The organism is Brevibacillus parabrevis (genome assembly GCF_022701015.1).
GTDB lineage: Bacteria > Bacillota > Bacilli > Brevibacillales > Brevibacillaceae > Brevibacillus > Brevibacillus parabrevis.
Genome location: NZ_CP064090.1, coordinates 5858628 through 5871405, shown reverse-complemented (window position 1 = coordinate 5871405; position 12778 = coordinate 5858628). Strand labels below are relative to the sequence as shown.

The 12778-nt window shown below is 51.5% G+C and carries 12 protein-coding genes and 1 other annotated feature; of the genes, 4 read left to right on the top strand and 8 right to left on the bottom strand.

Going from position 1 to position 12778, the window contains the following annotated elements; translation table 11 throughout:
• The first annotated feature begins 255 nt into the window (after positions 1-255).
• On the top strand, positions 256-936 hold the full coding sequence (locus IRJ17_RS26930; protein WP_242772487.1) for a hypothetical protein: 681 nt from the start codon (positions 256-258) through the stop codon (positions 934-936).
• A gap of 165 nt (positions 937-1101) precedes the next feature.
• Here IRJ17_RS26930 and nadD read toward each other — a convergent pair whose 3' ends face one another.
• The 5 genes from nadD to ppx form a co-directional block, all read right to left on the bottom strand.
• Complete coding sequence (gene nadD, locus IRJ17_RS26925; protein ID WP_063229672.1) at positions 1102-1740, bottom strand: nicotinate-nucleotide adenylyltransferase; 639 nt, start codon at positions 1738-1740, stop codon at positions 1102-1104.
• Positions 1741-1786: 46 nt separating this feature from the next.
• Positions 1787-2332 carry a cysteine hydrolase family protein gene (locus IRJ17_RS26920; RefSeq protein WP_122962709.1) on the bottom strand — a complete coding sequence of 182 codons (546 nt, stop codon included), beginning with the start codon at positions 2330-2332 and terminating at the stop codon, positions 1787-1789.
• Between the two features lie 36 nt (positions 2333-2368).
• Entirely contained in the window at positions 2369-3151 is a 783-nt protein-coding gene (locus tag IRJ17_RS26915) for an NUDIX hydrolase (RefSeq protein ID WP_122962710.1), read from the bottom strand.
• Between the two features lie 162 nt (positions 3152-3313).
• Entirely contained in the window at positions 3314-5464 is a 2151-nt protein-coding gene (locus IRJ17_RS26910; RefSeq protein ID WP_281869411.1) for an RNA degradosome polyphosphate kinase, read from the bottom strand.
• Positions 5465-5558: 94 nt separating this feature from the next.
• On the bottom strand, positions 5559-7079 hold the full coding sequence (gene ppx, locus IRJ17_RS26905) for an exopolyphosphatase (RefSeq protein ID WP_217021846.1): 1521 nt from the start codon (positions 7077-7079) through the stop codon (positions 5559-5561).
• 165 nt (positions 7080-7244) lie between these two features.
• Positions 7245-7488 (top strand) — a binding site (T-box leader).
• A gap of 76 nt (positions 7489-7564) precedes the next feature.
• Between ppx and IRJ17_RS26900 the strand changes: the two genes are divergently transcribed.
• Positions 7565-8065, top strand: coding sequence for an Lrp/AsnC family transcriptional regulator (locus IRJ17_RS26900; protein WP_122962713.1), 501 nt, complete (start codon positions 7565-7567; stop codon positions 8063-8065).
• Positions 8062-9243, top strand: a complete 1182-nt coding sequence (locus IRJ17_RS26895) for an aminotransferase (protein WP_063229678.1) — start codon at positions 8062-8064, stop codon at positions 9241-9243. Before IRJ17_RS26900 ends, IRJ17_RS26895 begins: the two co-directional genes overlap by 4 nt.
• Positions 9244-9327: 84 nt before the next feature.
• On the opposite strand, the gene IRJ17_RS26890 is transcribed toward IRJ17_RS26895, so the two are convergent.
• Positions 9328-10002, bottom strand: coding sequence for an LrgB family protein (locus IRJ17_RS26890; protein ID WP_122962715.1), 675 nt, complete (start codon positions 10000-10002; stop codon positions 9328-9330).
• Positions 9999-10370, bottom strand: coding sequence for a CidA/LrgA family protein (locus IRJ17_RS26885; RefSeq protein ID WP_122962716.1), 372 nt, complete (start codon positions 10368-10370; stop codon positions 9999-10001). The genes IRJ17_RS26890 and IRJ17_RS26885 overlap by 4 nt, the downstream gene beginning before the upstream one ends.
• A gap of 112 nt (positions 10371-10482) precedes the next feature.
• Between IRJ17_RS26885 and cidR the strand changes: the two genes are divergently transcribed.
• Complete coding sequence (gene cidR, locus IRJ17_RS26880) at positions 10483-11394, top strand: cidABC operon transcriptional activator CidR (protein ID WP_122962717.1); 912 nt, start codon at positions 10483-10485, stop codon at positions 11392-11394.
• A gap of 157 nt (positions 11395-11551) precedes the next feature.
• Here the strand turns inward: cidR and IRJ17_RS26875 are convergent, their stop codons facing one another.
• Complete coding sequence (locus IRJ17_RS26875; RefSeq protein ID WP_173600021.1) at positions 11552-12604, bottom strand: TolC family protein; 1053 nt, start codon at positions 12602-12604, stop codon at positions 11552-11554.
• Positions 12605-12778 lie beyond the last annotated feature (174 nt).

Here is a 12778-nt window from a genome sequence, read left to right as displayed (position 1 = left end):
ATACGAGATGAAGCAAAAGCAAGGGAAGTCCGGCGATTTAACGAATCGGGCTTCTCTTTTTTCTTTTTTGCCAAACGGCTGTTCAACCTGCTTCGGGAGTGCTTTATGCAAGAGAGTAATGGTGATAAGTAAAGTAAGAATGTTCATATTGAGTCTCGGAAATGGTAATATTTTACTTGTAAAACAGGAAGAGTGATTCTCGGGTTAGGTAAGTTTTTTCTAAAGACTTTTACTTTAAGAAATAGGAGAGATTGAATGAACAGAGTAAATATCGCTTCCAAAAGCTTGCTTGTTATTGCTTGCCTTGTTTTGGGTGTAACAGGTTGTGCTTCTAATAACACAATTGCCGATAATCAAGGCGTGGAAAAAAAGGAGTTTACTGCTAGTGCCAATGTCAACACGACTACACAAGAAAGCACGAAAGATATATTGACACAAGCAAACGCTGAGTTGCTTGTTTCTCTCCTGGAAGACTACGCTCCTTCTGAGTTGGATGACAGTGTATTAGCCTCAAAAGAACCAGTTTATATTTGGGACTGGTTTAGGAAACTGCAAGTCTGGACAGACGATTTGACTCGTCTAGCAAATGGAAAGCCGAAAGCAGAAGGCGCTGTAAAAGATGTTATTTCTTCAAGACTAAATAAATATTTTACACCAGAAGCATCTGAAAAAATATTTGACTCCTTCTTTAGAGCGGCTACTGATGGTTCGTATGAGACCTTTGAAAGAGAGCGATTTGAAAAAGGCCTGGAAGCGATTGACGAAAATTTAAAAGTGGACATTCAGAAAAACGATCAGAGCGTAATCGTCAAGTTTACCGGAATCGAGTATGACTATTTTCAGGCAGATGTTAAACAAAAGTATGACGTGAATGTACAATTCAAATTAGTGCAAAATGGAAACAAGTATTTGATTGACGATATTAAACATGACTAGGCTTTTAGAGGGCTGACAGGTGCTTTTGCTGTAATGAGCGTGACAGTATTCGCAGACGACAAAAAACGGAAATAGCTGACGTCAGGTGGATACCGACGTCAGCTTGTCGTTTGGCGTTTTCATTGTCTGTAAAATGAAAGATTTACCTTTCTTGCTCGCCCTGTCTTACACCCGCTGCTCACGGTAAATGCCTTGCTCGTAAATGTACGCGAGGCACGCATCTGGCAGCAGGAAGCTCGGGTCGCCGCCTTTGCGGATTTCATCGCGGATGTAAGTCGAGCTGATGCCCATGTTGATGCCTTTGCTCATGATCAGAAAATGCTCGTCGTGGTTGCGCAGAAGCGCGTCTTCGGCAATCAGGTCGGCGGTCGGGTACCCTTCCCGCGACATGACGATGAACTGAAACTGCGAGACCAGCTTTTCGGCATTGCCCCAGTTCGACAGCCCTACCAGCAGGTCCGAGCCCATGATGAAAAACAGCTCGTCGTTCGGATATTTCTTTTGCAGATGGACCATCGTGTCGTACGTGTATGTTTCGCCAGGCAGGGCATCCATCTCCACCGTGGAAATTTCAAACAGCGGCTGCCCGAATTGGTTCGTCTTATGCTCGCAGGTGGCCAGCGCCAACTTCAACATGTGCAGGCGATGGACATCCTCCGTCTGCATTTTTTTGTCATGGCGTTTGGAGGAGCAAGGGACAAAAATGACTTTGTCCAGACGTCTTCTGTGCGCGACAGTAGCTGCCGTAAACAGATGGCTGTAAGTAATCGGATCAAAGCTGCTTCCGTATATGCCGATTCGCATGATCGTAACCTCCCGTGTGCATCTGGGTGTCCATGCCTGCCAGATGTTATTTTTTCACAACGGCCATGCCCAGTTGATGTTGAAAATGTCCCAAAGCCCACTCGTGTCCTACCGGATTGAAGCTGGCGACGGCGTCCTCGTGAATGACGACGCGAAAACCGTGGTAGAAACCTTCGATTGCCGTGTGCAAGACACAAATGTCGGTACAGACGCCAACCAGATGAATTTCGCTAATGCCCCGCGCCCGCAGCTGCAAGGCCAGATCAGTGCCCTGGAAGGCGCTGTAGCGCGTTTTGTCCATCCAGTAGATGGTGTCCTCAAATTCCTCGTAGATGCCTTGAATGCTCCCGTACAAGTTCCTGCCGGACGTGCCGATGATGTTGTGCGGCGGATACAGCCCGGTTTCCGGATGGTACGGGTCCTGCTCCTTGTGAGCGTCCACCGCCATCACGACAAAATCACCTTCTGCGAGAAAATCGCGGATCAATTCGCCGATGCGTCCTTCAATAGCTTGCCCTGGTTCTTTGCAGGTCAGGGCACCGTCTGGCGCGACAAAGTCGTTGGTATAGTCGATCACAATCAAGGATTTCATGGCAAAAACCTCCTGAAGTGAATGTGGGTAAGCCTGTCAGTAAATCATGGCAGTCGGGATGAAGTCGGAAAAGCGGTACAGCTTGGCGGGAGAGTTGGAATACTCGGTCGAGTAAACAGGCTGGCCCGAATCATCTACTGCTGCTTCCAGAATGCCTTGCCTTCTCGTAGTGGCGAGCAGGCGGCGTTCAAAATTGCCCCGATCGTTCACTTTGAAGCTGGGCACGACTGTTTCGATGACCTGCAACAGCTCGCTCAGCGTAAACCGCTCAGGCAGGAACGCTTTGGCGATGTTCGTTTGCAGCATTTTTTCCCGCACGCGCTGCAAAGCGTCCGTCAAAATCTCGCGGTGATCGAATGCCAGGTTGAGAGCGAAAGCTTCTTCGATGGGAAATAATTGCGCATCGGAAGCGTCGTCGGCAGCCTGCGCATGTTTGAGCAAATCTTCGTGAACGAGGGAAACGTACGCGACGCTCGGAATCCAGCCGCGCGGGTCGCGACCTGGCTTGTAGTATGTTTTCAACTGCTCAATGTGGACGTCGCGGTCGATGTTCGTCTCTTCCTTCAACTCGCGGTAGGCGCATTCATCCAGCGTCTCGCTTTCCTTGGAAAAGCCGCCGGGCAAAGCCCACTGCTCCCCGTAGGTGTCGCTTTTGCGCTTGATCAAAAGAACAGCCAGCTGCTTGTGCGGCAACGATTTGGTTTTGGTTGCACGCGGAACGGACAGGATGGTAAAGAGACAAATATCGGTCGGAAGCCCGTCTGGCGAGCGATGCTTCTTGGTGCGAAAAAAGAGGCGTTTGGCTGACAGGCGATGCATGCTCACGATCGCATCCTTTCTGTAATGTGCTGGTCGATCCTGTTATGTTTATATTATAATGTCTTTTTAACAATGTCAATATGACAATATAATATTTTTCCAATAACTGACGCTGGAACGAACGCAAAAAACGCCTGAGCTGCTCATGCTCAGGCGCTTCGTTTATGAAAAAGGCGAGACGGTTTCCAACGGGGCGGTAATCGGTTTGAATCGCTGTTGAAGCGACGGAGCGGACTGGCACGGCTGGCTGGACTGAACAGCTTCTTCCCAGAAAAATAGCTGGCTGTTCAGAGGCGAGAGGTTTTTTGGCTGCACGCGCACATACGTGCCGTCTGGCATGAGCACGTTGGCCTTGGCGTCATCCTGCAACATCGTAGCCAGGACGTGCATGATCCGCTCCTTCAGATCACGCTGCACCACGGGAAACAAAATCTCGACGCGGGCGATCATATTGCGAGTCATCCAGTCCGCGCTGGACAGGAACACTTTTGGATCGCCGCCATTGCAAAAGGCGTAAATGCGACTATGCTCCAAATATCTGCCGACGATGCTCGTGACCCGGATGTTTTCGCTGACGCCGGGAATGCCTGGACGCAGGCAGCAAATGCCGCGGACGATCAGATTGATTTTCACCCCGGCGCACGAGGCGCGGTACAGCGCTTCGATGATTTCCTTGTCGGTCAAAGCATTCATCTTGGCGGTGATGTAAGCAGGCTTGTCCGCCAGGCAATTTTGAATTTCGCCTTCGATCAGATCGAGGAACGCTTCGCGCAATCCGACAGGAGCGGTGGCGATTTCCTCCCATTTTGGCGGGTGGGAATAGCCGGACAGATGGTTGAAAAAGTGGGTGGCATCTGCCCCGACCTGTTCACGCGAAGTAAACATGCCCATGTCCGTGTACACGCCTGCGGTTTTGTCGTTGTAATTGCCCGTGCCAAGGTGCACATATCGGCGCAGGCTATCGCCCTCGGAGCGGACGACCAGCGTGATTTTGCTGTGAGTCTTTAGCCCTGCCAAGCCGTAGATGACGTGGCATCCGGCGTTCTCCAGTTTTTTGGCCCAGACGATGTTGTTCTCCTCGTCAAAACGCGCTTTCAGCTCCAGCAGGACAGTGACTTGCTTGCCGTTGTCCGCAGCTTGGAGGAGAGCATTGACGATCGGGGAATCGCCGCTGACCCGGTACAGCGTCTGCTTGATTGCGAGCACCTTGGGGTCGTTCGCGGCCTGTTGGACAAATCGGATGACCGGCTCAAAAGATTCGTAAGGATGGTGCAGCAGCACGTCCCTTTTTTGGATGACCGCAAATAAATCCTCGTCCTGCTTCGCCAAATCAAGCGGCTGCTGCGGATCGAGCGGTTCAAAGCGCAAATGGTCGTAGCCTGCCAGCGCATGGAAGCGGAAGAAAAACGCAGGATCGAGCGGACCATCGAGGCAGTACACTTCTTTGTCAGTGAGATCGAGCCAGTCTTGCAGAGTGGCTTGCAAGTATGCGCTCATGGACGAAGAGACGGCCAGGCAGGAAGGCTCGCCCATCTTGCGTTTTTTTAGCGTTTGTTCGATCGCTTCCAGCAAGTCATCGGCTTCGTCCTCGTCAAAAGTCAAGTCGGCGTTGCGCGTGATGCGAAACGGACTGACCTCGACGATGTTGTAGCCGTGGAACAGGCTGTCCATATGCTCCGCGATGACGTCTTCCAACAAGATAAAATGATCCTCGCCATCGAGGGAAGGCAGCTCCAGAAAACGCGGCAAGACAGACGGCACCTGCACAACAGCAAACAGCGGGCCTTCGCTTTCTTCCTCTGTGTCTTCCAGCAAGACAGCCAGATTCAAACTTTTGTTCAACAGCATGGGAAACGGATGGCTGGCATCTACGGCCATCGGAGTCAGCACCGGATACAGGTGATGATGGAAAAAGGCGCGCACGAATACGGCTTGCTCTTCGCTCAGCTGATTTGCCTGCAAAAAGCGGATTCCCGCCTTGTTCAGCTCCGGCGTAATCTGGTGTTTGAGGATCGAGTACATCCGTTCCATCACCAGATGAGTGCGATCCCACACAGCGAACAGCTGCTCGTTTGCCGTCATCCCGGATTTGTTGTCCGGCTTGGTGAAGCCGGCTTTGACCTGGTCCTTTAGACCTGCCACCCTGACCATGAAAAATTCGTCAAAATTGCTGCTGGCAATCGCGATGAACTTGAGCCGCTCCAAAAGCGGATTGTCTGGATTGGAAGCTTCAAAAAGCACGCGCTCGTTGAAAGCGATCCAGCTTAATTCCCGGTTGATATAATAATCTGGAATACTAAAATCCTTCATCATGAACCAACCTTTTTCGCATAGTAAAAGATAGATCATAACTGGCAAGGAATAGTATAGCAGTCTACTGTTAAGCGATTGTTAAGTTTTGTCGGGGCTACGCGTCCACGACGACTTTCAGCGGGATTTTCCAAGCTTTCGAGAGCTTGGACAGCGGCTCATCGAGCAAGGAATACTCGAGCAAATCCGGCTGTTTTCCCGTGCAGGACAAAACGAACTCGCCGCCTGTTGAAGCAAGGCGGACGGCGCTGATCGCCTGGGTCATCGAGCGATCCAGCACTCTGGAAAAAAGCAGCAAATGGCCCAGCTTCTCTACGAGACTTTTGTCCTGCTTGCCGAGCAAATCCGGGTGACGGGCAATCTGGCTCTGCGCCAGCTTGTTTGTTTTATAGGACGCAATCATGGCGAGCAGCAGCCGTTCCCGATGGGTATAGCCTGCCATCAGCACGTTGGACAGCAGGTAGAAAGTATGCTCGGAAGCTTCGTAGACGTTGATCGTGCGTCCGGTGTCATGCAGGAGGGCGGCGTTTTCCAAAAGCTGCCGCTCGAATCCGCCGAACGAATGGAGCGCATGCTGTTGCAACTGGTCAAACAGCGACAAGGCCAGGTCGCGCACATGGCGCGAATGCGGCTGGTCAACCTGGTAGCGGTTCATGAACTGCAAGGCGCTGCGCTCCCGGACGATGGCGGTCGAGGCAGGCGGCTGTTCACCCCAGACGGTTTCGTACAACACCCCGTCACGCAGCCCTTTGTTGCTTACGAGCAGGCAATCACTTTGCGCGTAGTGAAGCAAGCTTTCAAAAGCCGCCATGCCCGCGAGAATGACATCGGCGCGGTCTTTGGATACGCCAGGGATTTGTCGGCGTTCTTCCAGCGGCAGCCTGCGCAGGGCGTTCAAAATGTTCGTTACCGCATCTGCCTGGATGGGGTAATGGTGCAGGCTGTCCATGCTGTAGTGAACCTGGCGCTGGTGAATTTTGCCCAGATTGCGCGCTGTGCCGCCGATGGCGATGACGGGACATTGGCGGTTGGCAAGCCAGGGACAAGTGGCAAGCGAATCGGCCAAAAAGGTGCGCAGCTGCGCAAATTCTTCCTCACTCGGAACCTCTTCGCGGAAAAATTGACTGGTCAATGTCACGATGCCGAATGGAAAGCTGTGGCTTTCGATCAGCTGGCGGTCGCGGAAGTAAGTAACCTCTGTGCTGCCGCCGCCGATGTCGATGGTGATTCCTTCGTCCACAGGCATGCTGTTCAAGACGGCGAGATAGCCGTATCGCGCCTCTTCCTTGCCGCTTAATACACGCATGGAAATGCCGCTTTCCCGCTCGATTGCCGCTGTCAGCTCCCGGCCGTTTTCCGCCTGGCGAACTGCTGCGGTGGCAACTCCGATGGCTTGGGTGACTTTTCGCGCGTCCAGCAGTTTCTTGAACTGGCGCATCGTTGTCAACGTTTTGGCAACGCCTTCCTCGTCCAGTCTGCCCGCACGCAGGTGGTTGCTCAATCGCAAGCTGTATTTGATATTGTCTATCTCTGCTACCATTCCCGAATCGTCTTGCTCGTAAATGACCAATCTGGCTGTATTGGAGCCGAGATCGATGACGCCGATGCTTTTTTTCATGTGATTCCCCACTTACAATAGGCTTGGATTCTCGCCAAAATTTTCATGTTTGTTCTCATTATGCCATAGAAATCGGACTTTCCACCCATGAAGTTGTCAGTTGACAATAACGAAAAACCTTTTTATAATCTGAGACATTCAAGCAAACAACAATACGCACACAAATACATGGCTGTGAAAAGGAAAGTAAAAAAGGGATTTGACGACCAGAGAGCTGCCTGATTGCTGGGAGGGCGGCCGCGAACTCTTTTTGAAAGCCACCTTGGAGCCCTGCTTTTGAACGGTTCAGTAGAAAGCAGCGTTTTCCCCGCGTTACGGGGCGCATGTCTTTTTGACAAGACTGCACGAGTTTGCCTTTTGCGAGAGAGGCAAAAAAGCTGAGTGGTACCGCGATACCTTCGCCTCAGCAACCCGATTCATGAAAGCATGGATCAGGTTGCTGGGGCTTTTTGATTTTGGCCAAAAAGAGATAGGAGTGGTGGGGAATGGATCGCTTGAAGCAAAGGGAGCTGTTGCACCTTTTGGAAGAAGATAGCCGCATGAGCGCCGAGCAAATCGGCAAAATGCTGGCAGAGCCTACGGAGGTAATCGAACAGGCGATTGCCGAGCTGGAGGCAGAAAAGGTGATCGTGAAATATCCGGCGCTGGTCAACTGGGAGCGCGTGGAGGATCATCCTTACGTCAACGCCATGATCGACGTCAAAGTGACGCCCAAGCGCGATGTCGGATTTGACGAGGTAGCCGAACGCATTTGCCGCTTCCCTGAAGTGAAGGCCGTCTACTTGATGTCTGGCGCCAGCTACGATTTGTCGATCATTTTGGAAGGCAAGACGATGAAAGAGGTCGCTACCTTCGTATCGCAAAAGCTGTCAACGCTCGATTCTGTCGTATCGACAGCGACGCACTTTATTTTGAAACGCTACAAGCACGATGGCATTGAGCTGGAAGATCGTGACGAAGATCGCAGGATGGTGGTTACGCCGTGAGTACACAATTGACAGTCAAAAAAAATCGCTTGTCGTCTACAGTCGCATCTTTGAAGCCATCGGGCATCCGCCGCTTTTTCGATCTGGCGGCATCGATGGAAGGGGTCATCTCGCTCGGGGTTGGGGAGCCGGATTTCGTCACGCCTTGGCGCATGCGCGAAGCTTCTATCTCCTCGCTGGAGCGCGGACACACTGCCTATACTTCCAATGCGGGCATGCTCCCGCTGCGCGTCGAGATTCAAAAGTATTTGGAGGAGCGCTTCTCGGTCAGCTATCATCCGGAGACGGAGATTCTCGTAACCGTAGGAGCGAGCGAAGCGATTGATATCGCCTTGCGTGCCATTCTCGATCCAGGTGATGAAGTGCTGGTAGTAGAACCGTGCTACGTCTCCTACGAGCCTGTCATTCGGCTGGCTGGCGGCGTGCCGAAGTTTTTGAAAACGACGATGGAAAACCAATTCAAGCTGACGCCGCAAGAGCTGGAAGCGAATATTTCAGAGCGCACGAAAGCGATCATCTTCTGCTACCCGAACAACCCGACAGGGGGCACGATGACAGCAGAGGAGTGGAAGACGCTTCTGCCGATTATTGAAAAGCACGACCTGCTGGTGATTTCCGACGAGATTTATGCAGAGCTGACGTACGGACGCATGCATGACAGCATCGCGGCTCTGCCGGGAATGAAAGAGCGGACGATCCTGATTTCCGGCTTTTCCAAAGCGTTTGCCATGACAGGCTGGCGGCTCGGCTACGTGTGTGCCACACCTGATCTGCTCGCGGGCATGCTGAAAATTCACCAGTACACGATGCTGTGTGCGCCGACGATGGCCCAGATGGCTGCACTCGAAGCGTTGCGCCATGGCCGCGCGGATATGGAGCGAATGATCGAGAGTTACCGTCAGCGCCGTAATTACGTAGTCGATGGCTTCCGCCAGATCGGACTTACGTGCCATGAACCGGATGGAGCGTTTTACGCCTTCCCGTCTGTGGCGGCAACAGGACTTAGTTCCGCCGAGTTTGCCGAAAAGCTGCTCATGGAGGAGAAAGTGGCAGTCGTGCCGGGAGACGTGTTTGGCGAGAGCGGACAAGGCCACATTCGCTGCTCGTATGCGACGTCCATGGAGCAGTTGAAAAAGGCGCTGGATCGGATGGAGCGCCTGATGGGACGATTGCAGTAGGGCAGGCGAGGAAAACAGCAAAGAGGACAGTGCCAGTAGCGCTGTCCTCTTTTTTATGCAGCAGCATTGCTTTTTCGGATAAATTTATGACGACATGACGATCGTGGCGACGAGCTGTGTGACAAGCGCAGCTACGATCATGGAAATACTGGAGACAGTGCCTGAGATCGGACTGATTTCAAACGCCTTGGACGTCCCTGCGCCGTGCGCACTTGTGCCCAGCAGGACACCGCGCGCGATATCATCGGAAATCCGCAAGTAAGCAATAATGTACGGCCCGATGATGGAACCGAGCACTCCGGTCATCAAGACGAGCACGGCGGTAATCGAAGGAACGCCCCCGATCATTTGCGATACGTTCATGGCGATTGGCGTCGTGATGGAACGCGGCAAAAGGCTGTAGAGCACTTGCTGATCGGTATGCAAAAGCAAAGCGAGCACAGCGGAGGAGATGACGGCCACCGCCGAGCCGGACACGACACTGATCATGATTTGTGCCGCGTGTTTCTTCAATAAAGGATAGTGCTTGTAGAGTGGCACAGCAAAGGCGATAGTCGCAGGCTGGAGCATGTACGCCAGCCATTTTCCCCCTTCGTTGTAATCAGCGTAAGGGATTTGGGCGCACAGCAGCAGGACAACCAGCAGAAGCGGTGTGAACAAGATAGGCGAAAAGAGCATAATCGGTCTATAGCGATAAAGCCGTTTGGCCGTCAAATAAATGACGATAGTCAGCAAAAAGCCAATCAGTCCGGTCATCATGAGCGTGTATGCCCCTTCCGCTTCGAGATGCTTTGGGCGATCAAGCCGCTGCAGACCATGACGAACGCAGTGCCGATCACGATAATCAGAACAATTTGCAGCCCTTCATGCAGCATCAGGCTTTGGTACGAGACAATGCCGACAGACGGCGGAATAAAAAACAACAGCAGCTCTGCCAAAAGCCATGCGGCTCCGGTTTCAATCCATTCCAGCCGCAAAATTTTGGCCTGGAGCAAGAAAAACACAACAAACATCCCCAGGATGCTGCCGGGGATTTTCCAGCCGAGCGCAGAAACAAGCAGGTTCATCAAAACAGACATGAGAATGAAAAATGCTACTTGCCCCGCAATGATAATCAGTCTTTTCATGATGGTCCTCTCCCTTTGGGAAAAGTGTACATCAGCTTTTTTCATAGGTAAAATGCATATATAGAATGAGTAACATTCATCTTATCTATAGAAGAAACGGAGCGAAGAGCGGATGGACATTCGCCATTTGCAATACTTTTTGGAGGTAGCGCGGCATAGCAGCTTCACCAAGGCGGCAGAGTCGCTGTATATTACCCAGCCGACGATCAGCAAGATGGTGCGCAATCTGGAGGAGGAAATTGGCGTAGAGCTGTTTGAGCGGGTCGGAAAGCGCATCACGTTGACCGATGCGGGATGGGTTTTGTTCTCCCAGGCGGAAGTCATGGTGAAATCGTTCGAGAATATGAAAATCAGGTTGGCAGATTTGATGGAGCTAAAGCGCGGAAAAATTCGCATCGGGCTGCCGCCGATGGTAGGAGCGAGCTTTTTTCCAAAAGTCATCGGGAAGTTTTGCGAGCAGTATCCGGGGATCGAGTTGGAGCTGCTGGAAGTCGGTTCGAAAAAAGTGGAGGCAGATGTCGCATCGGGGATGCTGGACAGCGGTGTCGTTTTGCTGCCGACAGATGAAGCGCTTTTTGAGTCGTACTCGTTCGTCAACGAGCAGATTCGCGTCGTGGTTCACCCGACTCATCCATTGGCCGAGCAGCAGGAGGTATCGCTGATCGAGCTTGCGCAGGAGCGCTTTTTGCTGTTTCACGAAGACTTTTCCTTGCACAACCGGATTATTGACGAGTGCGTGCGAGTCGGCTTTCACCCTGCGGTCATGTACAAAAGCTCTCAGTGGGACTTTCTCTCGGAAATGGTGGCAGCCAATGTCGGGATTACCTTGCTGCCCCAAACGATCTGCCGGGAGCTGGACCCGCGCCGTTTTCACAGTCTTGCGCTGGTCAATCCGACGATCCGATGGCACCTCGGGATGATTTGGCGCAAAAACGCCTATCTCTCGTATGCGACGCGCGAATGGATTCGCTTCACGAAAGAAAGCTTGCCCCATATGAAAAGCAAGGCTTCATCTTCTGAATGAAGCCTTGCTCGTATGGGAGTGGCCGCAGTTGGCTGCGACCGAAAATGGTATGCATGTATATGGTAGAAAAGGCGGCTGGTTGATAGGAGCAGCCTGTTACAACAATGGGAATGGTCGTATAGGAAAAAATGAAATTATTATTTCGTATTGCGAAGTTTTAGAAACCAACAGATTGATTCAAGGCGCTTACAGCCAGATTGTATTGATAAAGAGCGTCGGCAGCTTTGGTTTCGGATTCGAATAATTCTGCTTCTTTGTCGATCAGGTCATTCAAAGAGCCTTTTTTATTGTTGGCGTAATCGTAAAGAGTTTGTTCGTATTGTTTGGCAGCTTCTTCTTTGGCAGCGTTGCTTGCTGTCAGTGCAGCTTTGGCAGCTGCCGCTTTTTCGTAGGAATCGCTGACTTCCAGACTCACTTTTTGTTTGAGGCTTTGCAGCAGCAGCTCTTCTTTGCGCAGGTCGTTGCGCGCGATTCTTCCTTTATATGTGCTTCCCGCGGAGTATTCTGCCGTAAAATCGGCTTTGATTTGGGCGTACTCTCTTTTCGCTTCGGCTTCGATCATGTCAGGGCGTTTTTGGTAGGCCAGAGCAAGAGCTTCTTCCACTGTATTCAGCGGGGCAGAGGTCAGTGCGCTCGTTTGCAGCAACCACTCTTTGTCCTGTTTTTCATTCAGCAAGCCGTTGAGCTTGGCCAATGCTTCCTTGTAGCTGCTTTCCAGAGCGGACAGCTTGTCTTTGGCGTCATTGTCATCGGCCCAGTATTGGCGCTGGATGCTTTTCTTTTGCACCTTGATTTTTTCTTCCAGGGCGCGAACTTCAAAATATGCTTTTTGGACATCGAGGCGCAGAGCGTTTTGCTTGGTGGCAAAGGAAGCTTCACCGACGAGCAAATCTTTTTTCGCTTCAGCTTCATCTCCGTACTTGTCAGAAGCTTCACTCAGCGAATTGACGTCATCCTTTTTGATTGCCGCTGTGTCTCGAAGGGTCAGGAGAGACTCATAGCGAGTGGTTTCGTAATCGAGTCTCGCCAGTTCCAGGTCAACACTGTTTTTCAATGCTTGCTCAACAGCGTGATCGAGAGAGAGGGGAGCTACTGCTGTTTGTTCCACCGCCGCTGCGAGAGGGGCTGCCAGAGCCAGGTGCGAGCTGCCGACAAAAAGAGCAGTGACCAGTGTGGTGCTGTAAAGATGTTTGGACAACCGGGACTTCATTTACAAAGCCTCCTTCATTTCACGAGTAATGAAAACGATAATCATTATCAATTTTCATGAACAGTATATATTTCCAACCTGATGTTCGTCAATACGAAATCGAGAGTTGGAATGATAGAAAACATCATTTATCAATCAAAGAGTTTAAATAATTTACAAATTTTGTGTAAAGGC